Consider the following 25,834-nt stretch of genomic DNA (forward strand, 5'->3'; position numbering starts at 1 on the left):
ATTGTTGAGCAACAGTGTGCTTATCAAAAACTCTTTCTATAATTTAATTAACTGCATGCTAATGCACACGTCATTTTGACTTTGAGTATTGACCGAGCGTATCGACGTTCCAAATGGTGTTTGACCACTTTGCAATCATAAAACTACAGCAAAATCAGGCGACACCATGGGTAATCAGTACAAAGAGGCAATGGCTGATAAAAATAGGGGGCTAGGTAATGAGTGAACTATTGTCTATTGCACAAGGAGAAGTGCAGCCAGCGTCCGGTCATTCTCAGGTTATCGATTGGTCTTACGATATTCAGACCCGCGAATTTGAATGTGACCAGAATGGCATGATGGCCGCTTTCGGCTTAAAGAAACCCATTAGCGGATTAGACGACTTGCTTGAACATATGTTGTTAGGCCAACAAGATGTCGCACGGGAAAAAATAGCGCAAATTGAACGTGATGGCGGGCATGGCAATTTGTCGTGTTGTTTGATGCCGAACGAGGCCATGTTGGTTCATGTCGATATGAGCTTTGAACGCCTGAATGATCACATAGTTCAAGGCAATGTTATTCCACAATTGAGTATCACCGGTTGTGAGGAATTGGCAAAAATCCTCGAAACCATCTTCGATTTACCTAACGTAGGTATCTTAGTTGCTGATCAAGAGACGCGAATCCTTGGTTGTAACCGTGCTTTTGAGCAACAAATGGGATATAAAAATCGCGATATTGTCGGTTTGAAAACGAACATTTTTAGCTCGGACCATCACAGTAAAGCCTTCTACGATGATATCTGGGATCAGATTGGCCAAGAGGGTTACTGGAGTGGCAATCTATTAAGTCGTGCTTCAAACGGAAGTAATCAAGCCCACCATTTGTGTATCTATCGTCTTAACTTTACCTCTGGCCGAACGCTGTTCCTTGGCTTTTCAACGGATATCTCTGCCTCCCTGCTTTGGATGAAAAAAGCGGGAGAACAAGCTCAACAATGGTCCAATGTAGATCAGATAAGGATCGGTTGACCGATCCTTCTGCTGAGAGATAATCGGAAGCCTGTTTCTAGGCTTCCGATTTTTTATGTCTATCCAAAACTGTTTTGCCGATTTCCTCGAAGAAAATCCTGTTGATGTAGCTCAACTCACCACTTTCTCTGAACATATCCCAGATGAATGGGTTGTTAAGGCAGCTAGTCTTTCTGATAAGGCGACTATTCGCCGACGTCGGCTACCAAGTGACATGGTCTTGTGGTTAATTGTCGGCATGGCCTTCTTCCGTAATGAACCTATTGCCGAAGTTGCACGAAGAATGAATGTCTGTGCGGATGGCTTAGCCGATGAAGAGTTATTAGCAAAAAGTGCTTTAACTCAGGCAAGACAACGTTTAGGTAGAGCTGCACCAGAGTGTTTGTTTAAACAATGTGGGCGGACGTGGGGTCTTGAACGATACCGTGATGATACGTGGCAAGGATTACAAGTTTTTGCTGTAGACGGTGCTCTTTTTCGAACCGCAGATACCCCCGAACTTAGAGAGCACTTTGGCTCGGGTAATACCTCCAGCAACAGACAGACACCGCATCCAGTGCTAAGAGTTGTGACTATCATGAATGTCCGCTCTCATGTCATCGTTGACGCCGCTATAAGCCCCTATCGGCGTGGTGAAATCCCGCTTGCTATGCCCTTCATCGACTCCTTGCCAGATAACTCTGTGACGTTACTGGATAAAGGGTTTTACGGTGCAGACTTACTTCTCTCTCTTCAAAATAGCGGTATCAATAGGCATTGGTTGATACCAGCAAGGAAGGGGCTGAAATACACACTTCTAGATGAAGAAGAAAGTAATGACATGCTCATAGAAATGAAAGTCTCTCCGCAAGCTCGCAAAAAGAACCCTAGCTTACCTGAGAAATGGCAAGTCAGAGCGGTGACCTACGAAGTACAAGGTAAGCAGAAAACCGTTTTTACCTCCCTTCCTAGAACAAACTACGACGCGAAGGCAGTAGCCAAACTCTACCACGAGCGTTGGGAAATCGAATTGGGTTATCGTGATATCAAAAGCTCAATGCAACACAATACCTTAGTATTACGCAGCAAAACAGTAGACCTTGTTTATCAAGAACTCTGGGGGCTGTTGCTTGGTTATAACTTAGTAAGACGTGAAGCGAGTCAGGCCGCGGTTGAGCATGGAAGAATGCCGAATGAAATTAGCTTTAAATATGCTTGTCAGTTTATAGCGAGCCAACTGAAGGTGATGAGTAAAGCGATATCGCCAGGCAATACACCTAAGCGTTTAAAGAGTCTCAGGGGAGATTTATCCATCCTCTTTATAGACAAACGCCCTAAGCCTAATCGGCCTAGGGCGGTAAAAATATCAAAGACCCGATATCCTGTTAATCGCAAAGCAACTCCGCTTAAGTGAACTACATTGCAACAATGGTCGGCCTTTCTTCCTCCTCGTGACGAATTCGAATCGCAGCTCGCCAATCTAGCACGAGAAAATGGCAACAAAGATTTGAACATCGTCATGACGTTACGTCCTAATTTCTCGCGTAAAAACTTGCTTGAGCAACAGCTCGGTTTAGCGGATTTCATGATGCGTAGTCGACACGCGAGCATTGCCGGTCAATTATCCAAAGATGTATTTGTCGTTTGTTTGCAGACGCCTCGCTGTCAATGGCTTAGCCCTTTGAGGCTGATTCAGATTGCGCTGAGAGGCTTTTTTGTTGAACTAAGAAGTGAGCTGGGTTCGAGCATGCATGATGTGATTGTAGAAGGTCAAACAGGGGTATCAGTACTGGGTTACGATACCAATAATCCAAGACAAGCTTTGGTGCATGCCGCGCAAGCGATGGTCTCTGCACCGACAGGTGACCAAAGTTACTTTAGTTTTTACAACAGTGACTTGCATGATGAGTTGGTCAAGCGTCATCATTTGGAGGCGTTTTTAAGAACGCAAATTGAGAGCCAATTGGTGGATGTGTATTTTCAACCGATTATTGAAACGCGCACTGGTAAAATCGTGAAGTTTGAGGCGTTAGCTCGTTTCTACCATCAGAACAAAACCTACGACACACAAGAGATGATTTCAGTGGTGGAAGACCTAGAGTTGATCGCTGCACTGGACGACGTAGTGTGTAGAACTGCACTGAAGCAATTGCCTCATATTCAAAAGTCTATGGTGAGGAGATTGGCTTAACACTCAACCGCTCGTTAAATACCAAATTAGATTCTCTTCAAGTTCTTCAAAGCTCTTTAGACTTAATTGCAGAGAGCGGCGTAGACCCAAGCCGTATTACGATTGAGCTGACTGAAACAGCATATTTCGAACAAGACCACGAGCACACAGTCGCGTTGGAAGAATTGCGCGGGCAGGGCATTAAGATTGCGATTGATGATTTTGGTACGGGATATTCTTCGTTTTCCTATCTCGAAAAAGGCCAGTTTGATCTACTCAAGATCGACCGCAAGTTCGTCAAGAACATCGAAGAGGGCAGCACAAAATACAGCATCGTTAAGATGATCACTGAGCTCGCCCATAAGCTGAATGTCAAAGTGGTTGCCGAAGGGGTTGAGTCAGAAGAGGAGCTGAAAGTACTTACTAGTGTTGGCGTGGATTACATGCAGGGGTTCTTGTTTTCACAAGCCATTCCTGTGGTTTTATTGGACAAGCCGCAATGTCACAAGAAGCGTTTTAACGGGGTCGCCATCAAGCCAACACGTGATGAATCTTTACTTTCACTGAGTCATCGTGATGTAAGACGTTTAGACCCCGGTGAGCCATTGTCATTGGCGGTTGAGTACATGAATCTTAGCCCAGACGCGCCTTTAGTCGTGATCAATGAAAAGTGCTGTGTTGGTCTGATTACTAAAGAACAAGTCAATTTGCATTTAACAACTGCGATGGGGACGGATCTGGAATCAGAAAGAGAGAACCGCATTTGGAAACGTCCGGTTAACCAAGTGATGAATACGGAGTTTGAAAGAGTGGATGCAAACCTGCCGGTCTCTGAAGTGAAAGCTTTAGTAAAAGCAGGCACCAAGTTCCCTTGGATTTTATGTGACTCGCAAAACGAATATCGCGGTTTGCTGACGCAAGAAGATGTGTTGATGTACTTAGCAAGTACTTAACCTCCCATGTCGTTTGTTACTCAAGCAGTATTGAGCGCTTGCAAGCCAATACTGCTTACGTCCTCTTGTTACTTGCGACACACGATTACTGCCCCTTTTTCTACTTCTTTTATGGTATTTGGTCTGTAAGTAGTTGGCACAGAGACCGCCATCGGCGTCCCATTTTCGTAAGACAGCCCTACCTGAGAACCGTATTTTTGATATTTTGTTTGGAAATTCATCATCTCATTTGACCGAAATGGCTTTAGTGTTCCTAAGCTAAGTCCTTTATCTTTGCAGAACTGCTCCGCTTCGAGTGGAGAATGCGTATCTACTTCATTGATGAAGACGTCGTTCTCACTTTTCTCCCACTTTTTAGTTAGATAAATGAGTTGTCCGTCTTCGCTGACAAACCCACCAGAACCAGAGTAGTTGATCACGAGATTAGCTTGCTGTTTTGTATCTTCTTTACTTCCCCCAATGAAGATCATAGATGTGGGAACATTATCAGTAGTTGCTTGATCAGGCTTATCAAAAATAAAGGCAAGTCTTGATGTCGTAACGTTGGAGTTACTCTCGCTTAGGCTTTGAGGCCTTATGCTACCAATATCGTTGAATATATAGGTGTGATCATAACCAGAGTTGGGTTCTGGAAATATCTCAGTGACATTATTGTTATTGTCAATTGCATAGCTCTGTTTTAGTTTGGACAAAGAAGTGGTAAGCAAGATGAACTTATCAAGGTATCTGTTTGATGGCCTTGATGTGCTCTTATCTAAAAATGAGATCTCTAGCTTAAATTGTTCACCGAGGTCTTTGAGTTCATATTGGCTTGCAAGTGTTGGTGTTGATGCCTCAACCGCGCCATCTTCGTAAAACTGTGTCCAAGATTGATTCACATACTTGCCAGTCTCTGCGGGGTAGCCATAGGTCATCCCTCCTTTATGACCGAAGCCGTGGTTGTGCATCTTTTCGTGTAGGTAGGTTGTTTTAGGTGATGTAGCCCCTTCAGAAAACAACCTAAAATCACGTACGCTCAACCACCCATCTCCAACCGTTGCGACGCCGTTGGCTTCTCGGGTCAGCATCATGTAGGTCGCACTCGGCTTATTTGCGATAAGGCTTACGTGTTTCAATGTATGTGGTGAAGTATCGTTACCTTTGAATTTAGCAAAGTGGTCAGAACTGCTTTCTATTGAACGAGTTGATGTCAGTAGCGTTTCTACTTCACACCAATGATCTTCATGCCGGATCATGCGGGTTCTTGAACTCATATAGCTTTGAATGAAGCCGATAAACCGATGGTTATAGTCATAGTTATTCATTAACTGTTTAAAGCCACGCAACTCTTTTTCATATTGATAAACGTTTTCTGTCGTTGGCTGTGCGTATTTGTCGTCATTTTGTCTGACGTCGGCATAAGCTCGTATATGTGCTTTGAACAATGGTTGCTCATCAACGAAATAGGCCGAATTAATAGGTTCATCAAACCATTCTGGCAGTTCAAAATGTACGCTTTGAAAAGGCGAAATAAAGCCATCAAGACGAAAATGTTGACGGTTTATTTTAACTAAGGGATTGTTGAGGTAGCGCGGCGTAGCATTCAATAAGTCAAAACTTGTCAATCCGTTATGTCGAACCTTGACGTCATCAATGTCGTAGCCCTCGAATACTGAGCGCATTAATGGTGAGGCAGAATCCACTTCCAGTTGAATCCCATAGTTTTTTGGAATAACGGTAAACGTTCTATTGGTTGTAACTCTCGAAGGGAAAGACTCAGCGCTTATAGAGACGTTTACCTTACCTTTTTCTATTCCTGTAATAATGACTCCATCGGTTGATACAGTGAGTGAAGCCACATTAGTTTTATCGACGTCCCAATCCAGTATCGAACTGTTAGTGATGTTTACCTCAGTATCGTCGGTCATAGTCGCAATGACTTGTAGCATAAGAGGAAAGCCGGCTGTTATTTCTGTGTTTGTTGATTCTAGAACAAGCTCTTTTATGGCTGGTGGTATGATTTCCAATGTCATGTCACTTTGATGTTCTATTGAGTTGAACTTAGCGCTTGCTGTAATTGTTGTGGTACCAATATTCCGTCCGATTACTCGGTTGCTTTCTTCGTTGTCTAAATCGGCAATTTGGTTGTTTTCGATAAAAAATTGGAGCTCTGGGGAGTTAGATATATCAGTGGTACTTCCATCTGAAAATGAGGCGTTTATCTTGAAGTAGCGTCCAAGCCCTACAGGTAAGGAAAGGTCGGAATCATCGAAATTTATTCCTGTTGCGATAGCTTCTGTAACAGTCAACTCCGTAGTACTTTGCCATTTATCAAAAAGTGTTCCTGTGATGTTCACCTTTCCAGTGTTAAGGCCAGTCACCGTTCCTTTTTGAGTACTACGACCAAATGTTGCAATTTCAGCATTATCTACCGTCCATTCTAAACCTGAGCTCTCAGTTACCTCGCTAATAGATCCGTCGGACAGCGTAGCCCAAGCTTTGACAGAATGGGATAACCCAATAGGCAATGAATCTATGTCAGAAGATAAATTAAGTGTCGTAACGACTGGCTCGGAAACCACTAACGTTGCTTGAGCTCGGATTTTCCCATCGTTGAGTGAGGCTATGAGTGTAGCTTGACCTGATTTCAGCGTGTTGATAACAAGTTTGTCTTCCTTTGTCTCTAAGCGTGCGATGTCTGTTGGGACCAAAGACCAACTTACTTCTGGGTCTAGTGTTACATCAATACTTGAACGATCGGTAAGTTTGGCTGATGCGTGAACAATGGTAGAGAAGCCTGCCGGTATTTCAGCTTTTTCGAGCATTACATTGAGATCAGAAAAGATGGCGGGAGTAATGACTATTGAAGCTCTTTTTGAAATACCTTTGCTTTGAATTCTACCGGTTAAGGTTACAGTCCCTGGAGAGGCGGCAAATATTTTGGTTTGATTAGACTCTCTGTGCACAGATACCAATGAGTGATCGTTGATCTCCCATTCCACTTCATCTGCGTTTGTAATTTCTTCTATAGAGCCATCCGATAATTTGACGGACGGAAGGATGTTTGTACTTAAACCGACGGCAAGCGACAGATGATCTATGTCGATGAGTAACTCGACTGGTATGGCTTTACTGACGGAGATGCTTCTAGTTACTTTAATGTTAGTGTTCTTAAGTGCACAGTTAAGCGTTGTCTCACCAACACGCATTCCTTTAATACTGATTTCGGAGTTTTCTAGGTTTAGTTGGGCTACAGAAGAATCACTAATGTCACATAAGAGCGATGAAGAGTCAGTTAAGTTTACGTTGTTTCCATCTGAATACTCTCCTATGGCTTGAAAAGGGAGAGTAAGGCCTGCCGGAATTGAATTTTCATTCTCTAATACGAGGGTTAAACGTGAGAGCGTTACTTCCAAAACTGTAATTTCAATGCTTGTCGATAGCGGGGTATCACCTTCAGCCATTGATGCTGTGATCGTAGTGGTGCCTTTGGATTTGGCAAGTAGTTGACCGCTTGCGCTTATCGTAGCAATGTTCTCGTTTGAGCTTTTCCATACCACCGCATTTACATCGAGTGGTACATCATGATTTCCAGACTCTAATAGCTGAGCTGTAAAGTTGAGATTGCCTCCTTTGTGGACTGAAAGAGCTTCAGTATGAATAACCAACTCAAGAGAAACACTAGGTGTTTCGTACGCAATGGAGTGGGCTGGCTCTTTATCAAAACCACAGCCTGATAACGCTAACAGGCAAAAGAGAGCAGAGATGAGAGTTCTATTTTTCATTTTATTTTTGACTTTACGCTTTGACTTTTATGCAGAATGTAAAGTTCGTGCGTTCGAATTAAATAGCAGATTCGGTAGCTATTTGATGGCGATGCTAACATTAGGGAGTTAATGAGTATTTCGAGATATACCTACTTTTAAAGTCTGCGAGTCGACGATGAGGTAACGGGCTAGTCTGCCTCTAGGCGATTTGCTATTATCGCCACCCCAAAATGACTTTTGAGTTTGCATTCAACATGATTCAACAACTGCTGTTAACTTTTCCTCCAATGCTGTTTGGCGCACAAGCGCTGTTGACTTTGCTTTTGATTAAAGGCGATATCTGCCCTGGTCAACGTGGTCGTCTGCATAAGATGTTGCCATCAATTGGTATTCTTTGGTTGGCAGTGGCTTCACTCCGTATTGAAGCGTTTATGGTCGTGTTCACGCTCTTTTATTTCTATTCTCAAGTTCAGACTAAAAAGACTCGTGAAAAAGGTCCGCTATGGGCGCTGCATCTTGCAAATGGTTTGGCGTTTGCTTATGTGAGCATTCAAGTGTTTGAGCAACCGCATTGGGCTGCCTCGGCTTCGATGGCGCTGATGATCTTCTTCTTGGGTGCGGCATTTGCTCAACTGCTTCTGGTTATCGCACGCAGTCGTCTGCAAGCTTTCCACCGTATTTTGCCTGTGACTGGCGTGGTTTCAGGTATGTTGTTGGTCGTGATGACCTTATTCTCGGCTTATCAATTGGATGAAGCGACGCTAAACTCGGTGACGCAACACATCTTAGCGTCATTGGCGATGCTGATTATGGCCATTGTCGTTTGGTGCTGGCATATCTTTACTCACAAAGCGCCGAATAAAGTTCAATTGGCGGCGGCGCTATTACTGGCTCTTGCTTCAATGACCAGCCTTCAAGGTCTATTCTTGCTTGGCGCATAAGCCTAAGTGACCTTACACCCTCTCAGAATTCTGCTTAATGAGCTCGGGATTTAGACCGAGCTCACTTTCAAATCATCCGATTCAGTCTACGCTTTAGATATAACCTCTATTCGTTTAGAGTGCGCCAAGACGCATGTGCTCAACAGAATTGAGGTCGAATACCTTGTCTTAGAGGAGTGTCGCTATGGACTTAAGCAATGTTAGTAACTGGGACAGCATTATTTTGCTGGGTATCGTTAATGAAAAGCTGCGCTTAGAGTGCGACAGCTTTGAAGAGCTCGTTTCCATGTACGAAATGGATGTGGAATCGCTAGTGGGCAAGCTTGATATGCTTGGCTATCAATACGACCCACTCACTAATCAATTCAAATCTTACGAACGTTAAATTCGTCTCGCTTTCCGAATTTTTAAGCCATCTTGATGCCGTCAAGGTGGCTTTTGCATTGTTGGCGCGCGGTGGCAAAGAAGGCTTGTAAATAACGCTTATCTTTTTCTGAGTTTCGTGTTGCAGCAAACAAGCGACGCCATAACCCATCACCAAATGGCTTACTGGTAATGAGCCCTTGACGTGAAAACTCCGAAATAGCCCAGTTAGGCAATGCCGCGACGCCCAATCCTGCTGAGACCATTTGAACGAGCATTAGGGTGTTATCTGCTTGCTTCCATTTTGCTGGCTCTATACCTGCTGGCTGTAAGAAGTGCTTCACCACATCCAATCTTTGTTTCTGAACTGGGTAAGAAAGCATGGTTTGATCGGCAAGATCTTCAGGTTCAATGATCTCTTTATTGGCAAGGGGATGGCTGGTGGACGTGATCAAGCGCATTTCGAAATCAAACAGCGGTTCATAATGCACTTCAGAGCGTGGCTGAATGTCGGAAGTGATCACTAAATCAAGTTCTCCGGCGAGTAATGCAGGTAGAGGCTCAAAGCCAAAACCGGACGAGAAGTCGAGCGTCACGCTTGGCCACGTGATCTGATACTCCTTAAGCGCAGGCATCAACCACTGGAAGCAAGAGTGACATTCGATAGCCATGTGCAAACGGCCATTCACATCTTCTTTTAGACTCGCGAGTTCGTTCTCGGCTCTGGCAAGCTTTGGCAACACGTCATCGGCTAGTCGCAGCAAGATTTCACCTTCAGATGTAAATTTCACGGGGCGAGTTTTACGTAAGAATAGCTGACCGCCAATACGAGACTCGAGATCTTTGATTTGGTGAGAAAGGGCTGATTGCGTCAGATGCAAAGCTGTCGCTGTCGCTGTGAGTGACCCTGTATCTCGTAACGAGGTGAGGGTACGTAAGTGTTTCAACTCTATCATGAATCCCATTCATCCTTATGTGTCTGCCATGAGCTTTATTAACTTACCGATAAAAAATGGATATGTAAACGTCTAGACGTCCGTTTGTTTTAATTGAGTGCGAGTGAGATCCCTCACTATGAAATTATTTAATAAACAAGTTGAATAATTGGATGTTGTTCAATTCGCTTGTCAGAGAGATAGTTTTAGCCATCCAGACATCTTGGTGAGTTTCATACTCGATGCTCTGACTCAAACATCAGACACTGAATAAGGAATACGGACATGGCGACGACAACGCATATTCTTGGTTACCCACGCATTGGTGAAAAACGCGAACTCAAATTTGCTCAGGAGAAATACTGGCGAGGAGAAATAGATCAAAACGAACTCAAACAAGTTGGTGCTGCATTACGTGAGAAGAACTGGAACACGCAGACGGAAGCGGGTTTAACCTTCGCAGCTGCTGGTGACTTTGCTTGGTACGATCATGTGCTTACGACCACCTTGCTGCTTGGGCATGTACCGAAGCGTCACGCCAATGGGTTTCCAGATCTAGACACGCTATTCAAAGTCGGCCGTGGGCAATCTCAAGCTAGCTGTGATTGCAAAGGAGTTGCTGCCTCTGATATGACGAAGTGGTTCAACACCAACTATCACTACATTGTTCCGGAATTCAGTAAGGACGATTCATTTGAAGTCAGTTGGCCTCAATTGTTTGAGGAAGTGAACGATGCGATTAAAGCAGGGCATAAAGTGAAGCCGGTTCTGCTTGGGCCATTAAGTTACCTGTATTTAGGCAAAGAAGTGGAAGAGGGCTTTGACCGCCTAACGCTATTGCCGAGAATTTTGACTGCGTATCAAGCCATTCTCTCTAAGCTGGTAAGTTTGGGTGTCGAGTGGGTGCAGATTGATGAACCTATTCTTTCACTTGAACTTGAAGACAAATGGGCAGACGCATTCAAGCTCGGATATCAGGTGATTCGCAGTGATGTGAAAGTTTTACTGACGACCTATTTTGATTCTGTTAATGATACGCTGAATAAGATTATTGAGCTGCCAGTGGATGGCCTGCATGTTGATTTGTCTGCGTCACCAGAGCAACTGGATGAAGTTGTCACTAAGTTGCCAGAGGATTGGATATTGTCTGCGGGTGTAGTGAATGGACGTAATGTGTGGCGTACTGACCTAAGCAAACAGTTGGAACGTTTACAGCCCGTTAAAGATAAAATTGGCGACCGATTATGGGTTGCGAGCTCTTGCTCACTGTTACATAGCCCTGTTGACCTCGATCTCGAACCTTCTTTGAGTGAAGAAGTGAAAAGTTGGTTTGCGTTTGCGAAGCAAAAAGTGACGGAAGTGGCGCTACTTGGGCGTGCGCTAGATGGTGACCCAAACGCCATTCTAGCGTGCGATACTTACAGCCAGCCAATTAAGGACCGTAAAACGGCCACTCATGTGAACAAACTTCAGGTACAGGCACGTTTGAATAGCATTACCGCATCACTCGGTGAGCGAAGTGCACCGTATGTTGAGCGTGCTGCCCACCAAGCTGAGGTACTTGATTTGCCGCTACTTCCGACGACGACCATTGGCTCCTTCCCACAAACGGGTGAAATCCGTGTTCAGCGCAGCGCATATCGCACTGGCAAGCTTTCAGAAGCTGGGTATCACCAAGCGCTTAAAGGGCACATTGCTGATGCGGTAAAACGCCAAGAAGCGCTCGACCTTGATGTGTTGGTGCATGGCGAAGCAGAGCGTAACGACATGGTGGAATACTTTGCCGAAAACTTGGCTGGCTTCCAAACCACAAAGTTTGGTTGGGTACAAAGCTACGGCTCTCGTTGTGTGAAACCAGCCATTGTTGTGGCAGATATTGAACGCGAAAAGCCGATCACGGTTGAATGGTCTACCTACGCGCAGTCATTAACCAGCAAGCAGATGAAAGGCATGCTCACAGGCCCAGTGACGATACTATGTTGGACATTCCCGCGAGAAGATATCACCCGTAAGGAAATTGCAGACCAACTAGCGCTTGCTTTACGTGATGAAGTATCCGACCTACAAGATGCAGGCATCAATATTATCCAGATTGATGAACCTGCAATACGTGAAGGTCTACCTTTGAAGAAGCGCGACCACAAAGCGTATCTGCAATGGGCTGTTGATGCGTTTAAGATCTCTGCAGCAAGCGCGAAACCGGAGACTCAAATCCACACCCACATGTGTTACAGCGAGTTCAATGAGATTATTGATTCGGTAGCAGCGTTGGATGCGGACGTCATTACCATTGAGACATCTCGCTCGAACATGGAATTACTCAAAGCGTTTGAAGAGTTTAATTATCCAAACGAAATCGGCCCTGGCGTTTACGACATTCACTCGCCAAACATTCCAACACAAGAGTGGATTGAAGATCTGTTGAAGAAGGCAGCAGAGAAGGTGCCGGTGCAGCGCTTATGGGTGAACCCAGATTGTGGCTTGAAGACGAGAAACTGGGCTGAGACAGAAGCGGCGTTAGCAAATCTGGTCTCAGCCGCGAAAAAGTTACGCACTGAGCTCGCTTAATGATTACTAGCGAATGAAAATAAAAAAGCGAGGACATTGAGCCTCGCTTTTTTCTATCTGATTTCTTACTCATTCTAGTGAACGAACAAGCGCATTACTGTGGCTGTTGAGTCGCAGTACAAGTTTGTTCTGATACTAGCTCATCTGCCATTAATTGGCCGCGAGAGTTACGGATCTTAATGCGGTACATCAAGCCCATATCGATTTGCTCACGAACGGAAGGCGTGTTGCAGTAGGTGTAGATGCTGGTATTCAAAACTTGGTTCAACGGCTTAGCACCCAGTGCATCGTCGTTGTAGATCATCATCATCTCTACCACATTCTTATTGGATGAGATGCGTAAAATCTTAAGAGGACCGTATTCAAGCGGTAAGCCCGCAGAAAGAACACCCGCACGGTTTGAGGCCATCAATTCGAGCTGGCGCTGTTTATCATCGTTCGATGAACAGCCAGCTAAGGCACCAAATGCGAGGAATAGACACAGTAATTTTTTCATAACTTAAAACACTTTCTTGAACGGTTTTACGATGACATTTTCGTAAACACCCGCCGCGATATAAGGATCGGCATCAGCCCATGCTTGAGCATCTTCCAAAGAAGCAAACTCTGCTATAACGGTTGAGCCTGTAAAGCCCGCTTCACCTGGATTATCAGAATCGATCGCTGGCATTGGACCCGCTGTGAGTAGTCGACCTTCGTCTTGAAGCTGTTGTAAGCGCTCAAGGTGTTGCGGTCTAACACTCATACGTTTTTCCAATGAATTCTCGACGTCCTGAGAAAAGATGACGTACCACATAGCATATTTCCTTAATTGGTAGGGTAAAGTCTTAATTTAACGCCTTTTTTGTGTCACTCACAAGCGAACATGAAAAATTGTGAGGTTCTTCCTAGCATTTATTGGTTATGGCGTACTTGATTACTTCTGAATTGGGCGTGGTTTGCCTTCAGTATCGATCGCAACATAGTTGAAGGTGGCATCACAAACCATGAAACGGTCTTCAATGCCGTGTTCTTTGATTGGCTTAACCCAAACTTCTAAATCGATGCTCATTGAAGTGCGACCGATTTTAGTACATTCGCCGTAACAACATACAACGTCGCCGACTCGAACGGGTTTTTTAAAAGTGATACTTGATACTGAGACCGTTACGATTCGACCAGAAGAGATTTCTTTAGCAAGAATACCGCCCGCTAAATCGAGCTGAGACATGATCCAGCCACCGAAAATATCGCCATTGGCGTTAGTGTCGGCAGGCATAGCGAGGGTACGAAGCAGCAGTTGGCCGCGAGGGGATTGAATTTCCTGACTCATTTTGACATCCATTAACTCTAGCAAAGCTAGTCTGGGTGGAATGCAATAAGGCAACACCAAAAGTCCAGACAGCAAGAACAAAACAGCGACCCAAAGGTCGCTGTGAATAATCAATATGAGCGAATTATAGCAAAACTGAGTTTTTAATCATCAACCGATACATCGGATGAGTTCTCTTTTTGCTCTTTCTGTTCTTTTGGCATGTGTTTATAGATATAGAAGCCCGTTGCAATCATGTAAGCGAACGTCGCAATCAACAAACCAAACACTTTGAAGTTCACCCAAACATCCAATGGGAGTTCGAACGCAACATAAACGTTCAAGCCAGCGCAGAACGAAAAGAAGCCTACCCATGCCCAGTTAATCTTGGTCCAAACCGCATCTGGGAGTGTTATCTCTTTACCTAACATGCCTTTGATTGCTGATTTGCCCATTGCATGGCTTACAGCCAAGCCTACAGCAAATATCACGTAAACAATGGTCACTTTCCATTTGATGAAGTTCTCGTCGTGGAGGAAGATCGTCATCCCGCCAAAGATAGCCACCATGGCGAAAGTGATGAGCTGCATCTTCTCTACTTTTTTGTACAGTACAAACGTCAACACAATCTGGATGGCAGTCGCGGCAATAAGAGCACCAGTCGCAACGTAAATGTCGTACATCTTATAAAGTGCAAAGAAGACGATGAGTGGAATAAAATCAAGGATTTGCTTCATGCTGCAAAAATACCGAGTTGTTGAGTTGAGGACAGTCTAGCGAAATCTGAGGCAATGTGAACATTTATAGCTTAGTGGAAACAAAAATTGCCGTAATCAATACGGCAATTCTTTGAGGGGAGTCGTGGCTACGCAACGTTTTGGTAGCGCGTGATTAATGTCTTAACGTCTTCTAGGTAACCCTCTCTCAGAAGGTTATCTACGGTCGCCTCTAACTCATCATGAGACATGGTAAAACACGTTGATTTTCCGGTCATTAGGCTTAGGTACTGGTGGTATTCTTCTTCAGTGTAATGACCGACGCGATCAAGCAACAGTGTTTTGATACCGTGGTGAATCAAGCCGTAATATGTGTGTCGATGAAGCATCATGTTCACTCCTTATCAAGCTGCTCCTCCATCCTGTAGAGGACTTGAGTCTGTGGATAATTCGATTTGTACTTCAGCAATGCATATCAGATGCCAACTATTCGTTCTCTTTTTCAAAAGAGTTAGACGCGGCATCTTTATTCAACCAGTTGTTCAAAACATGACGCAAAGCGTTCAATGTCGTTGGCTTCTCTAGTCTCCCGTCCATTAGCTTTTTGATCATGTCTAATTCTCGCTCACCAGACTCGCCCGACAAAGCAATGATAGGCGTTTGGGGAGAGAGCTCCTTGATTCTTTGGCTTGCATCAAACCCGTTCATAACAGGCATTTGCACATCCATTAGAACCAAATCTACGTGGTTGTTTTTAAATACTTCTACTGCGTTTTCACCGTTATTCGCTTGTAAGCTGTTGACGCCCAATTGGTTCAAATACATTTGTACAAGCGCACGTTGCACCTCTTTATCGTCAACAATGAGCACTGTTGGTGCTTGGCTATCTATTTGTACGTTGGCCGTGACTTTATGTTCAGTGCTTCGTTTACTGTGTTTCCAGTCATTGAAGTAAGGCGTGCGTAAGGTTTCTGCTTTTGGTGCATTTGGCACAACAGGGAAGTACAAATGAAACTCGGTAAATTCGCCAAGCTTAGACTCACACTCAATTCTGCCGCCAAATGAACGCATTACACGCTGACAGTAACCTAAACCTAAGCCGCTACCACCGCTCTTTTGGTAAGAGAAAAAGTCATCAAAGATCTTGTGAGATATCGTCTCGTCGATGCCTGGACCAGTGTCACGGAAGACGAGAATGTTTTCGTAAGGACCCGTTTTGGTGCTTATCTCAATTTGACTGTCTGGATACGAATCAAAATAGTAAATTGCATTACGAATCAGATTGAAAATGACAAAGTTAAATAAGGTCTCGTTGAGTTTTGCAACAAAGTCAGTGTGTTGCGGTAAGCGAATTCTTTCAATTATCTTCTCATTTTCAAAACCGTAGTGACTGACGGCTTGGTCGACGGCTTTGTGAATCGAAGTCATCGCGGTAGGCTCATGCTCCGGAGAGCTGTCGCTCACTTCTCGCAAAATGATATCGATAAGTTGTCGGCCACGTTGAATCGCCGCTTGGCCATTCTCTATATCCAATTTGATCTGCTCGACGGAGGCTTGATCTTCGATATGCTGCTTTAGGGCCTCAAATTGTAATTGAACTTGAGCAAGAGGGTTACGCATCTCATGGGCAATCGAGTTCGCTAGAGCGCGACTTTGACGAATGCGGCGGTCGGCCTCAATAGTGCTTTGGACTCGCGTGAGCAAGGTCTGTAGTGCGGAGATCTCTTCATTAGAGAACATTTGATTGTTGCTCTTATGTGGAGAAACCAACAAGTGTGTCACCGATTTGCCTTGACCAAATAAAGGCATCACTAAAGCCGTGTCGTTCGAGCTCATCTTGTCGTAGAGGGCTTTGAGCGAGCCTTTTGTGGAAACCTTATAATCCAACTCTTCAGAAAGCTCATCAAGGACCAACACGGACTTGTTAGAGGAAAGGTAATCTTCGTAGAAGGTCTCGTTGTAGTTGCTGGTCACGAGGCGCAACTTGTCGTTTGGAATTTGCAGTAGATTCCCAAGGTGACGCATAGCCTCATCGATCGACAGTTTAAAATCTTCCTCTAGCGCTAGGATTTGTTGCACCGGAGTCTTTTTGTTGCCGTAAATCAGGAAAGAAGCGTAACGACTCACTCGTTTGTAGAGTAAATGCCATGTGATACCGATGAGCGCGCAGATAGGTGTGGCGATAAGCCATTGGTTGCTGTCCGTTAGCGGAATAAATATTGCCCCCAGCGGAAGAACAAATATCGCACAAACGAGCAATGCACTTAGACACATGTAGGCCAGATATTTCACGCTGTAGAAGCGAGAGGTCAATAATGCATAACCGACAAACAACATCTCACTAATAGACAAGGCTGGTGGTAACCAAGTGAGTGAGAAATCCCCCATGAAATAGGTCATTCCAAGGTGAATGGTTGCGGTAGACAGCATGAACACCAAGATACCGGCGATCATGTAATTCGTCTTCGCTAAGGTCAACTTGCTGCTGTTGGTTCTCATGGCAACAAGGTTTACTAGCGTGAGGACAACTAAGCTGACAAGACCAATAAAGAAGTACGAAGTATGAGGCCCAAACTCAATGACGAATTGGCTTGGCCCTACAATGTCCACATGTTCAACCGTCAAATCGGGACGCAAATTGATAAACAGGGAGTAGACCGTAAGGGTAACGAAAATCGCCTGCTGCCATAGATGGACTTTGCCTTTTCGCTGTTCTGCCGCGAGTTGGCAAGAGAAGTAGTACGCAAACGCAAAGGCAAAAAACGAGGCAAGGTTGGCAAACTTTGCCATGAATATGCCGGCCGTTGCGCCAAGTTGAGGCAATAAGTCCGTATGGAAGTATGCGTTACTGCTGATCCACGCAATGATACACACTGAATACGCAATATAAGGTGCGTGGTGTGTACCGAAGATCACTTCATTTTTTTGTTTTAGGCGATAGCAATAATAGAAGAGCCACATCATAACCACGGCTACGGTCGCGAGAAGCGTCACGGCCTTGGCGTAGATTATTGCCTCTAAGCTAAAATCAAACATGCTCATCTCTTTCTAAGGAACCACGTTTTCTGATCTCTCGAACGGCACGTTTATAGCCTCGAAAGTCGGTATCACTGAATGCTTTGACCATCATTTCAAAATTCCAGAATCCACGGTACGTCTCTTTGCCATCGTTATTTAAGTCGCAATAACCTGAATGGAAATACGCTTTTGCGTCAATGGCTTGATAAAAGTTGAGCATGAAAGGTTGCTCGATAATGGTGAAGCCGATTTTATAACCTGTTTGATGCAGCACGCTCATCAGTTCTTTTTGAGCGAGGTAGAGGAAGTAGAGTTTTTGTTGAGCATTTCCACTTACTGTCAGGCGCAGCACTTCACATACGGCTTGCGTATCAGCCAATTGTAACTTGAATTCACTATCAAATTCTGGGAGAGAGTAACATTTTAACAGTGCAGATGGTGTAAATAGCTGTAAACGCGTGAATTCGGAGTAGCCATAACTAGGAAAGCAGTAATTCCACTGTTCGTTACTAAACTGCGGCGCGTAGCTGAGCCAAGTATCATGAATGGACCAATCTTGGATAAGTGCAGAAGCAACAAGAGTAGGGCAAGGCTCGTGGTCTGGGTGCTTTAACACGATGAAGTGTTTACCAACTTGGGACAAAAACAACAGTGGCAGCATTTCGTACCACTTTTCACCTTGTATAAAAAGCTCAAGATTGCTGAGTGCAATTGCATCACTCAGTGGCATTGCCTGCGGATGGCTTGGAGCTTGTACCATAAGTTGAGCATCTTCTACGCGCTCAATTAGAGCACCGTAATAAGCGCTGTCTTCAAAGGGCAGTTTGGGCGCTGTTGATGCGTATCCTTTTAATGGAAACTTGGCTTTAATCGCAGCGATCTCACACTCACACCAAAAGTCCAACCAATGCATGTAGCACTGTCCCACAACGACTTCAAGTAGAGCAATTTCCTCTGATAGTGTGCTTGGATAGCGTTGAATAAGATCGCGATAATCCATTAACTCAAAGAGAACGGAATAGCTTTTGTGCTGATGCTCTGGGAAGAGAGAGGTGAGTTGATTTTTGCGATAATCCGTAATGGCTTGAAAAAGCGCAGTGCGCTCATGTGGTTCATAAGCGTTGATCACAAGGTCGAGCAGCGCTTGCTGTTTTTGTTCGATAGACAAACTGTTAGCCGACAGTGAGCCTAAAGATAAGGTTAATTTCATGGGACAACCTAGCCTAGGTCTATTGATTTTTTATGTTTGTGTCGTCCTTATATCACTAAAGAAAAAATATGCTACCGGTTTCTATTTAAACGGTTACGTAAGGCAAGTTTGAGATGAAAAAAAGCCGCTCTTTTGAGCGGCTTGTTTAAATTGCATTCAGGCTTAAGCTTCTTGCTTTTGAAGCTCAACTTGCTGTGCTTCTTCTTCCACTAGTGCATCAACGATAACGGCACATGCTGCGTCGCCGGTGATGTTTAGTGCGGTACGAATCATATCGAAGATACGGTCAAGAGCGAACAATAGTGGTAGACCTTCAATTGGGATACCTGCCGCTAGAAGTACAGCCACAACAAGGAATGAAGGACCAGGAACACCTGCTTGGCCTACTGCGCCTAGTGTTGAAGTTACGATGATCGCAATGTATGCGCCCATGCCTAGGTCGATGTTGAACAGTTGCGCGAAGAAAATGGCTACTAGACCGTAGTAAATCGCGTTACCAGACATGTTGATGGTCGCACCAAGAGGCAGAACAAATGATGCTGTTGAGTTGCGAACACCTAGCTCTTTCTCACACGTATCCATTGTTACTGGCAGTGTCGCCATTGAAGAAGCTGTAGAAAGTGCAACGGCTTGTGGCTTTTTCATTGCTGAAACGAACTTCTTCGCCGATGTCTTAGTGAACACGTGCACCATTGTTGGGTAAACCACGAAGCCGAACACTAGGATTGCCGCTACGTAAACAACGAACAGTTTGAATACCACCATCAGGGCACCAAAACCGAACGTACCTACCGCTTCAGCCATCAGACCAAATACACCGATAGGAGCAATGATCATCACCTTGTTGATCATCCAAACCATAGCGTCAACGATGCAGTTAACACCATTGATGATTGGCTCGCGACGTGATTTTTCTTGTTTTGAAATCGCGATACCGAAGAACATACAGAACACAAGGATCTGAAGGATGTTGGCTTCGTTTAGTGATTGGAAAACGTTAGTTGGGATCATACCAGTGATGGTTGCCCAGAAAGTAGGTAGCTCACCTTTTGAAGCGTATTCTGCTGAGAACATGCCCTCAACGCCAGAGACGTCGATGCCCATGCCCGGTTGGAATACTTCACCCATGACTAGCGCAAGTGCTACTGCTAGAGCGGATGTCAGACCAAAGTAACCTAGGGTTACCAAGCCCACTTTACCTGCAGATTGGCTGTTGCCTAGACCTGCTGCACCTGAAATAAGCGCTACTGCGACCAAAGGGATCACAAGCATCTTGATCAGGTTGATAAAGATTGCACCAAGTGGCGCGAATACAGTCGCACTTTGACCCATAAAGGCACCAACGGCAGTACCTACGATCATTGCAATGACGACTTGCACGCCAATGTTGTTTAGCAAACTCTTTTGTTTTAACACTTCCATAATCTCTGTGCTAATAAAATGTAAAATCCTAAAATTACCCACCAATCTAAAGTTGTTATTTGGATAATTATATCGCCTTGCTTTTTACACTTATCATTCACAATTAGCAATACAATTCCGGTACAAACTCACCTACTAATTGGGAATTTCTTGATTAATGATAGTTTTTCAATCAATAGCAATCGTTTGTCATTGTTCGAAGTAATGGTTTTGATTGGTGTTGTTTATAAAATGGATGGTAACGGTGGGGCGGTTTTAGAAAGTGAATGTTAAAAAAAAGATCGATTCCGAATGTTTAATAAGGAATCGATCTCATATTTTTCAAATCAGTGATACGTTATTTCTGTGTTGCAGCTTTCATTGCAGAAACGAATTCACCTAGCTTGTCGAGCATAATTTGTGGCTGCTCAACGTTCGCTTCAATGATCTTCACGACAGCCGAACCGGAGATAGCACCCGCCGCACCAGATTCTAGTGCTTGTTTCACCTGTGCTGGCTCTGAGATGCCAAAACCAAGTAGCGCTGGTGGCGCATCAAATTGGTTCAGTCTATCCAGCATATGACCTACAGGCATGTTTGCTTTGGTTTCTGCGCCAGTAACACCTGCACGAGAGAGTAGGTAAGTGTAGCCGCCACCTAACTCTGATACTTGCTTCAGTGTTTCATCACTTGCCGTTGGTGGTGCGATGAAGATTGGGTGAATACCAAACTTTTCTGCAGCAGCAACAAATTCGGCACTTTCATTAGTTGGTACATCTGCAATCAAAACAGAATCGATACCTGCTTTTGCACAACGCTCATAGAAGTTCTCGATACCACGAGAGTAAACAAGGTTCGCGTACATCAGAAGACCAATAGGTAACTCTGGGTATTTAGCTCGGATCTTACCAATTTGCTCAAAGCAGATATCTGGTGTTGCACCTGAGTCTAACGCGCGAATGTTAGCGCTTTGGATGGTTGGGCCATCGGCTAGCGGATCTGAGAATGGAATGCCAAGTTCTAGGGCATCTGCGCCCGACTCAACCAATGTTTCCATGATCTTGTAAGACTGTTCTGCGTTTGGATCGCAAACCGTTACGAACGGTACAAACGCGCCTTGGTTTTTCTCGTTTAGGCGCTCAAACATCTTTGCATAACGGCTCATTAGATCGCTCCTTTTTCTTCTAGGATGGCATGTACAGTGAAGATATCTTTATCACCACGACCTGATAGGTTCACAACTAACAATTGTTCTTTTTCTGGATTCTCACGAGCCATACGCAGTGCATGAGCCAGTGCGTGAGAAGATTCTAGAGCAGGGATGATACCTTCGTTACGCGCAATTTCCTGGAATGCTTCTAGTGCTTCATCATCCGTCACGTTGTCATATTCAGCACGGCCAATTGCGTTTAGATGTGCGTGCTGTGGACCAACTGAAGGGAAATCAAGACCAGCAGAAACAGAGTATGACTCTTCAACTTGGCCGTTTGGATCTTGCATCAATGGCGCTTTCATACCAAAGAAGATGCCAGTTTTACCATGCTTAAGTGGCGCACCGTGCTGGTCAGTATCGATACCTTTACCTGCTGGCTCAACACCAATTAGGCGAACACTTTCTTCTTCGATGAAGTCAGCAAACATGCCAATCGCGTTTGAACCACCGCCCACACATGCGATAACCGCATCAGGAAGACGACCTTCACGTGCCAAAATCTGATTCTTCGTTTCTTCACCAATCATGCGTTGGAAGTCACGCACGATCGTTGGGAATGGGTGAGGACCTGCCGCTGTACCTAGTAGGTAGTGCGCGTCTTCGTAAGTTGCAGACCAGTCGCGCAGCGCTTCGTTACATGCATCTTTAAGTGTCGCTGAACCCGAGTGGACAGGAATAACTTCTGCGCCCATAAGCTTCATACGGAATACGTTCGGGCTTTGACGTTCAACGTCTTTTGCACCCATGTACACGCGACACTTAAGGCCAAGTAGTGCACACGCTAGTGCGGTTGCAACACCGTGTTGGCCTGCGCCTGTTTCAGCGATGATTTCGTTTTTACCCATGCGTTTCGCAAGCAGTGCTTGACCTAACACTTGGTTGGTCTTGTGCGCGCCACCGTGAAGTAGGTCTTCACGTTTTAGGTACAGTTTGGTTTTCGTACCTTTGGTTAGGTTACGAGTTAGAGTCAAAGCCGTTGGACGGCCCGCATACTCTTGAAGAAGCGTCATGAATTCGCTGCGGAATTCTGGATCTTCTTGCGCGTCGATAAACGCTTGCTCTAGTTGCTCCAATGCTGGAACTAGAATTTGCGGAACGTACTGACCGCCGTATTCGCCAAAGTAGGCATTCAGTTTTGCCATCGTTATATTCCTTCTCGTATTTTTCGCTACGAATAGCTTTAAATTTTTTAGCTGATATCCAGCTTTAGTAGTTGCGAATGGCGGTGAAGGCCGCGAGCAACTTCTGTGAATCTTTTTTGCCTGGTGCGCTTTCTACACCAGAGTTTAAATCTAATCCCAAGCAACCTAGTGTCGCTGCTTGTTGAGCATTTTCTGGCGACAGTCCGCCCGCTAGCATAATTTGACTTGGGTCGCCGATCAGTGACCAGTCGAACACTTGACCGGTTCCGCCAGTTTGAGTGCCAACTTGCGCATCTAATAGATGGCGATCAATGTTGTCTGCTAGTAGTTCTGGCTTGGCATCAGTCACGCCGTAAGCTTTCCAAATTTCTACCGCTGCTGGCAGTTCGGCTTTGAGTTGGTTTACGTAAGCTTGGTCTTCTTGACCGTGCAGTTGCACCGCTTTTAAACCCAAAGAGGTCACGACAGAAGCAACGAAATCGATGTCGTGATTTTGGAAAACGCCCACGTAGTTCAGTGGAGCACCGCTCATGGTTAAGCGAGCACCTTCAAGGTCAACCGCACGCTTCGACTTCTCGACAAAAATCAGGCCACCAAATACCGCGCCAGCTTGATACGCTTTTGCTGCGTCATCTGGATGCGTTAAGCCACACACTTTGTTTTCGCCTAAGGTCACTTTACGTACAGCAAGTTCTAAGTTGTCTTCTGCCATCAGTGAACTACCAATCAAGAAGCCGTCTGCGTATTCCGCTAAATCACGAACTTGTTGATGCGTATAAATGCCAGACTCTGAAATTACCGTCGCGTTTGGTGCTAGTTCGCGAATTGTCGGTGCCAGTTCTTTAGTACGATTCAAATCAGTACTTAGGTCGCGAAGGTTACGGTTATTGATGCCGATAACGCGTGCGCCAAGCTTAACGGCACGATGAAGCTCTTCTTCGTTGCTGACTTCGGTCAAGATACCCATGTTCAGGCTGTGTGCTGCTTCTTCTAGCGCTTTGTACTCTTCGTCATTCAGGACAGAAAGCATCAATAGCACAGCATCAGCACTGTAATGACGTGCTAGGTAAACTTGGTAGGTATCTACCATGAAATCTTTGCACAGAACTGGTTGTTTGACTTGACCACGCACTTGAGGAAGAAAATCAAAGTTACCTTGGAAGTACTTCTCGTCTGTTAGGACTGAAATCGCATCTGCGTGGTTGTTGTAAACCGACGCAATGTAATCCAAGTCGAAGTGATCACGAATCAAACCTTTAGAAGGAGATGCCTTCTTACATTCGGTGATGAATGCCGTCTTTTCGCCACTCAGAGCATCGTAGAAGCTGCGGTCCGATGGCAGCAAATCAGACTGAAATGTGCTTAGCGGTTGAGACACCTTACGGTCTGCTACCCACTGATATTTGTCGCGGACAATTTTCGCCAGTACTTCTGCCATTTCTGCTTCTTTCTTAGAAACGTGTTCAGACAGGTTGTCAGCTTGCTGAGTGTTGAAGTCAGTCATGTTCTTCAATTCCTTAAGCGTGTGCGGCAAGTTGTTGTACCAATTGGTACGCCTTGCCTGAATTCATTGCCTCAATCGCTTGTTGCGTGTTGGCTTTTAAATCTTCGTGGCCGAATAGACGCATTAGCAGAGCAACGTTCACTGCCACTGCACCCAATTGTGCGTCTGTCCCTTTACCCGTCAGGATATTGGTAATGATCTCCTTGTTTTCTTCAGGATCGCCACCTTTGATTGCTTCTAACGGGTGCGCTTCTAGACCGAAGTCTGCTGGAGTTAGCGTGTACTCAGTGATCTTGCCGTCTTTGATTTCTGCAACCGTTGTTTCGCCATGAATCGCGACTTCGTCCAAGCCACTGCCGTGAACTACAGCGGCGCGCTTCATACCCATTTGTAGCATGGTTTCTGCGATAGGACGAACCAGTTCTTCACTGTAAACGCCCATCAATTCGATGTTAGGACGAGCAGGGTTAATCAGTGGGCCAAGAATGTTAAAGATGGTGCGTGTTTTCATGGTTTGACGCACTGGCATCGCATGGCGCACGCCACCGTGGTACTGAGGTGCAAATAGGAAAGCAACACCGATATCGTCGACCGCTTTGCGCGTATCTTCTGCGCTCATAGCTAGGTTGATACCAAATGAATCAAGAAGGTCAGAAGAACCAGATTTGCTTGAAACGCTGCGGTTACCGTGTTTCGCTACTTTTAGACCACATGCTGCAGCAACAAACGCCGCAGTGGTTGAAATGTTGATGGTGTTGTGACCGTCGCCACCAGTACCTACGATATCTGCGAAATCGTATTCTGGGCGAGGGAATGGGTTTGCGTTTGCCAGCAGTGCTTTCGCCGCGCCTGCAATTTCATCCGGCGTTTCGCCTTTGATTTTTAGTGCAGTCAGTGCTGACGCCATCAAAATTGGATCTAGTTCACCACGGATAATGATGTCGAATAGCTGTTGGCTCTCTTCCTGAGTAAGCGATTCTTGCTCGTACAGTTTGGTAATAATAGGGTTGATGATTGCTTCCATATTTCCTCTCCTAAATTTCTTATGTGCCAAGTGCTTTTTAAGCAGTGAGTGGGTTCGCTGAAGTTTGATCTTCAAGTGCCCATTCAATGGCATTGGCCAACAGTGTTGCTCCGTAGGTCGTCATAATAGATTCCGGGTGGAACTGGAACCCGCAAACTTTATCTTCTTCATGTACAACAGACATTACCAAGTCATCCACTTCTGCTGTGATGGTTAGGCTCTCAGGAACCTTGGTCGCAACCAGCGAGTGGTAACGTGCAATTGCAAGTGGTGATGGTAGGTTTTGGTAAATCGCATGGTTTTGGTGCTCCATCATAGAGACCTTACCGTGAATGATTTCGCCCGCGCCAGCAACGGTGCCGCCGTATGCTTCAACAATCGCTTGGTGACCTAGACAAATGCCGATCATCGGCACTTTGCCTTTCATGCGTTGGATAAGCTCAGGCATTGAGCCAGCCTCTGACGGTGCACCAGGGCCTGGTGATAGCAGGACTACTGGGTTTTCAAGCGCGTTTACCGCTTGTTCAATGGTTTCTGCTGGGATGTTGTTTCGGTAAATCTTGACTGAGTGACCTAGCGAGCGGAATTGATCCACAAGGTTGTAGGTGAACGAGTCAAAGTTGTCGATAAAAATGATATTAGCCATC

19 protein-coding genes and 2 pseudogenes are annotated in these 25,834 nt (G+C 45.1%); 6 read left to right on the forward strand and 15 right to left on the reverse strand.

The genetic code is table 11. The features are described from left to right. Window positions 1-218: 218 nt before the first annotated feature. From KJB05_RS06615 to KJB05_RS06625, 3 genes and pseudogenes are all read left to right on the forward strand, one after another. A pseudogene (locus tag KJB05_RS06615) lies at window positions 219-986 on the forward strand (PAS domain-containing protein); the annotation flags it as partial. An 82-nt stretch (window positions 987-1,068) separates the two neighbouring features. Then, entirely contained in the window at window positions 1,069-2,406 is a 1,338-nt protein-coding gene (locus KJB05_RS06620) for an IS4 family transposase (RefSeq protein WP_213053103.1), read from the forward strand. 9 nt (window positions 2,407-2,415) lie between these two features. Continuing rightward, a pseudogene (locus KJB05_RS06625) lies at window positions 2,416-4,115 on the forward strand (EAL domain-containing protein); the annotation flags it as partial. A 68-nt stretch (window positions 4,116-4,183) separates the two neighbouring features. On the opposite strand, the gene KJB05_RS06630 reads toward KJB05_RS06625, so the two are convergent. Next, window positions 4,184-7,879, reverse strand: coding sequence for an Ig-like domain-containing protein (locus tag KJB05_RS06630; RefSeq protein WP_208445026.1), 3,696 nt, complete (start codon window positions 7,877-7,879; stop codon window positions 4,184-4,186). 212 nt (window positions 7,880-8,091) lie between these two features. Between KJB05_RS06630 and KJB05_RS06635 the strand changes: the two genes are divergently transcribed. After that, window positions 8,092-8,802 (forward strand): hypothetical protein, encoded by a 711-nt coding sequence (locus KJB05_RS06635; RefSeq protein ID WP_208445027.1) that lies wholly within the window; start codon window positions 8,092-8,094, stop codon window positions 8,800-8,802. A 184-nt stretch (window positions 8,803-8,986) separates the two neighbouring features. Beyond that, a complete protein-coding gene (locus KJB05_RS06640) occupies window positions 8,987-9,187 on the forward strand; it encodes a DUF4250 domain-containing protein (RefSeq protein WP_009706930.1) in 201 nt (66 codons plus the stop codon). Window positions 9,188-9,209: 22 nt separating this feature from the next. Here the strand turns inward: KJB05_RS06640 and metR are convergent, their stop codons facing one another. Then, entirely contained in the window at window positions 9,210-10,121 is a 912-nt protein-coding gene (gene metR, locus KJB05_RS06645; protein ID WP_009706929.1) for an HTH-type transcriptional regulator MetR, read from the reverse strand. A gap of 264 nt (window positions 10,122-10,385) precedes the next feature. On the opposite strand from metR, the gene metE reads away from it, so the two are divergent. Next, complete coding sequence (gene metE, locus KJB05_RS06650; protein WP_208445028.1) at window positions 10,386-12,668, forward strand: 5-methyltetrahydropteroyltriglutamate--homocysteine S-methyltransferase; 2,283 nt, start codon at window positions 10,386-10,388, stop codon at window positions 12,666-12,668. Window positions 12,669-12,762: 94 nt separating this feature from the next. Here metE and KJB05_RS06655 read toward each other — a convergent pair whose 3' ends face one another. From KJB05_RS06655 to KJB05_RS06715, 13 genes are all read right to left on the reverse strand, one after another. After that, entirely contained in the window at window positions 12,763-13,164 is a 402-nt protein-coding gene (locus KJB05_RS06655; protein ID WP_005434979.1) for a GspS/AspS pilotin family protein, read from the reverse strand. Window positions 13,165-13,167: 3 nt separating this feature from the next. Next, window positions 13,168-13,464 (reverse strand): YciI family protein, encoded by a 297-nt coding sequence (locus KJB05_RS06660; protein WP_005434977.1) that lies wholly within the window; start codon window positions 13,462-13,464, stop codon window positions 13,168-13,170. A 120-nt stretch (window positions 13,465-13,584) separates the two neighbouring features. Further along, a complete protein-coding gene (gene yciA / locus KJB05_RS06665) occupies window positions 13,585-13,980 on the reverse strand; it encodes an acyl-CoA thioester hydrolase YciA (protein ID WP_009706926.1) in 396 nt (131 codons plus the stop codon). A 143-nt stretch (window positions 13,981-14,123) separates the two neighbouring features. Further along, window positions 14,124-14,696 (reverse strand): septation protein A, encoded by a 573-nt coding sequence (locus tag KJB05_RS06670; protein WP_005434973.1) that lies wholly within the window; start codon window positions 14,694-14,696, stop codon window positions 14,124-14,126. A 128-nt stretch (window positions 14,697-14,824) separates the two neighbouring features. Next, a complete protein-coding gene (locus KJB05_RS06675; protein ID WP_009706924.1) occupies window positions 14,825-15,067 on the reverse strand; it encodes a hypothetical protein in 243 nt (80 codons plus the stop codon). Window positions 15,068-15,161: 94 nt separating this feature from the next. After that, on the reverse strand, window positions 15,162-17,711 hold the full coding sequence (locus KJB05_RS06680) for a hybrid sensor histidine kinase/response regulator (protein WP_208445029.1): 2,550 nt from the start codon (window positions 17,709-17,711) through the stop codon (window positions 15,162-15,164). Beyond that, the gene (locus KJB05_RS06685; RefSeq protein WP_208445030.1) at window positions 17,704-18,903 is read right to left on the reverse strand and encodes an acyl-homoserine-lactone synthase; all 1,200 of its coding nucleotides are present in this window, start codon (window positions 18,901-18,903) and stop codon (window positions 17,704-17,706) included. The genes KJB05_RS06680 and KJB05_RS06685 overlap by 8 nt, the downstream gene beginning before the upstream one ends. A 162-nt stretch (window positions 18,904-19,065) precedes the next feature. Next, complete coding sequence (locus tag KJB05_RS06690; protein WP_208445031.1) at window positions 19,066-20,325, reverse strand: dicarboxylate/amino acid:cation symporter; 1,260 nt, start codon at window positions 20,323-20,325, stop codon at window positions 19,066-19,068. 337 nt (window positions 20,326-20,662) lie between these two features. Next, the gene (trpA, locus tag KJB05_RS06695) at window positions 20,663-21,469 is read right to left on the reverse strand and encodes a tryptophan synthase subunit alpha (RefSeq protein ID WP_208445032.1); all 807 of its coding nucleotides are present in this window, start codon (window positions 21,467-21,469) and stop codon (window positions 20,663-20,665) included. Beyond that, window positions 21,469-22,659: a tryptophan synthase subunit beta gene (gene trpB / locus KJB05_RS06700; RefSeq protein WP_064368599.1), complete on the reverse strand. Its 1,191-nt coding sequence runs from the start codon at window positions 22,657-22,659 to the stop codon at window positions 21,469-21,471. Before trpB ends, trpA begins: the two co-directional genes overlap by 1 nt. A 64-nt stretch (window positions 22,660-22,723) precedes the next feature. Continuing rightward, entirely contained in the window at window positions 22,724-24,163 is a 1,440-nt protein-coding gene (gene trpCF / locus KJB05_RS06705) for a bifunctional indole-3-glycerol-phosphate synthase TrpC/phosphoribosylanthranilate isomerase TrpF (protein ID WP_199438066.1), read from the reverse strand. Window positions 24,164-24,176: 13 nt separating this feature from the next. Further along, entirely contained in the window at window positions 24,177-25,187 is a 1,011-nt protein-coding gene (trpD, locus tag KJB05_RS06710; RefSeq protein WP_208445033.1) for an anthranilate phosphoribosyltransferase, read from the reverse strand. A 37-nt stretch (window positions 25,188-25,224) separates the two neighbouring features. Beyond that, a complete protein-coding gene (locus tag KJB05_RS06715) occupies window positions 25,225-25,833 on the reverse strand; it encodes an aminodeoxychorismate/anthranilate synthase component II (RefSeq protein WP_208445034.1) in 609 nt (202 codons plus the stop codon). Window position 25,834: the final 1 nt, after the last annotated feature.

This window comes from Vibrio sp. B1ASS3 (assembly GCF_905175355.1).
GTDB lineage: Bacteria > Pseudomonadota > Gammaproteobacteria > Enterobacterales > Vibrionaceae > Vibrio > Vibrio owensii.

Bases quoted from the DNA above. Each gene is read 5' to 3' on its own strand.
- KJB05_RS06620 (WP_213053103.1), top strand. From the start codon at position 1,069: ATGTCTATCCAAAACTGTTTTGCCGATTTCCTCGAAGAAAATCCTGTT.
- KJB05_RS06630 (WP_208445026.1), bottom strand. From the start codon at position 7,879: ATGAAAAATAGAACTCTCATCTCTGCTCTCTTTTGCCTGTTAGCGTTA.
- KJB05_RS06635 (WP_208445027.1), top strand. From the start codon at position 8,092: ATGACTTTTGAGTTTGCATTCAACATGATTCAACAACTGCTGTTAACT.
- KJB05_RS06640 (WP_009706930.1), top strand. From the start codon at position 8,987: ATGGACTTAAGCAATGTTAGTAACTGGGACAGCATTATTTTGCTGGGT.
- metR (WP_009706929.1), bottom strand. From the start codon at position 10,121: ATGATAGAGTTGAAACACTTACGTACCCTCACCTCGTTACGAGATACA.
- metE (WP_208445028.1), top strand. From the start codon at position 10,386: ATGGCGACGACAACGCATATTCTTGGTTACCCACGCATTGGTGAAAAA.
- KJB05_RS06655 (WP_005434979.1), bottom strand. From the start codon at position 13,164: ATGAAAAAATTACTGTGTCTATTCCTCGCATTTGGTGCCTTAGCTGGC.
- KJB05_RS06660 (WP_005434977.1), bottom strand. From the start codon at position 13,464: ATGTGGTACGTCATCTTTTCTCAGGACGTCGAGAATTCATTGGAAAAA.
- yciA (WP_009706926.1), bottom strand. From the start codon at position 13,980: ATGAGTCAGGAAATTCAATCCCCTCGCGGCCAACTGCTGCTTCGTACC.
- KJB05_RS06670 (WP_005434973.1), bottom strand. From the start codon at position 14,696: ATGAAGCAAATCCTTGATTTTATTCCACTCATCGTCTTCTTTGCACTT.
- KJB05_RS06675 (WP_009706924.1), bottom strand. From the start codon at position 15,067: ATGATGCTTCATCGACACACATATTACGGCTTGATTCACCACGGTATC.
- KJB05_RS06680 (WP_208445029.1), bottom strand. From the start codon at position 17,711: ATGTTTGATTTTAGCTTAGAGGCAATAATCTACGCCAAGGCCGTGACG.
- KJB05_RS06685 (WP_208445030.1), bottom strand. From the start codon at position 18,903: ATGAAATTAACCTTATCTTTAGGCTCACTGTCGGCTAACAGTTTGTCT.
- KJB05_RS06690 (WP_208445031.1), bottom strand. From the start codon at position 20,325: ATGGAAGTGTTAAAACAAAAGAGTTTGCTAAACAACATTGGCGTGCAA.
- trpA (WP_208445032.1), bottom strand. From the start codon at position 21,469: ATGAGCCGTTATGCAAAGATGTTTGAGCGCCTAAACGAGAAAAACCAA.
- trpB (WP_064368599.1), bottom strand. From the start codon at position 22,659: ATGGCAAAACTGAATGCCTACTTTGGCGAATACGGCGGTCAGTACGTT.
- trpCF (WP_199438066.1), bottom strand. From the start codon at position 24,163: ATGACTGACTTCAACACTCAGCAAGCTGACAACCTGTCTGAACACGTT.
- trpD (WP_208445033.1), bottom strand. From the start codon at position 25,187: ATGGAAGCAATCATCAACCCTATTATTACCAAACTGTACGAGCAAGAA.
- KJB05_RS06715 (WP_208445034.1), bottom strand. From the start codon at position 25,833: ATGGCTAATATCATTTTTATCGACAACTTTGACTCGTTCACCTACAAC.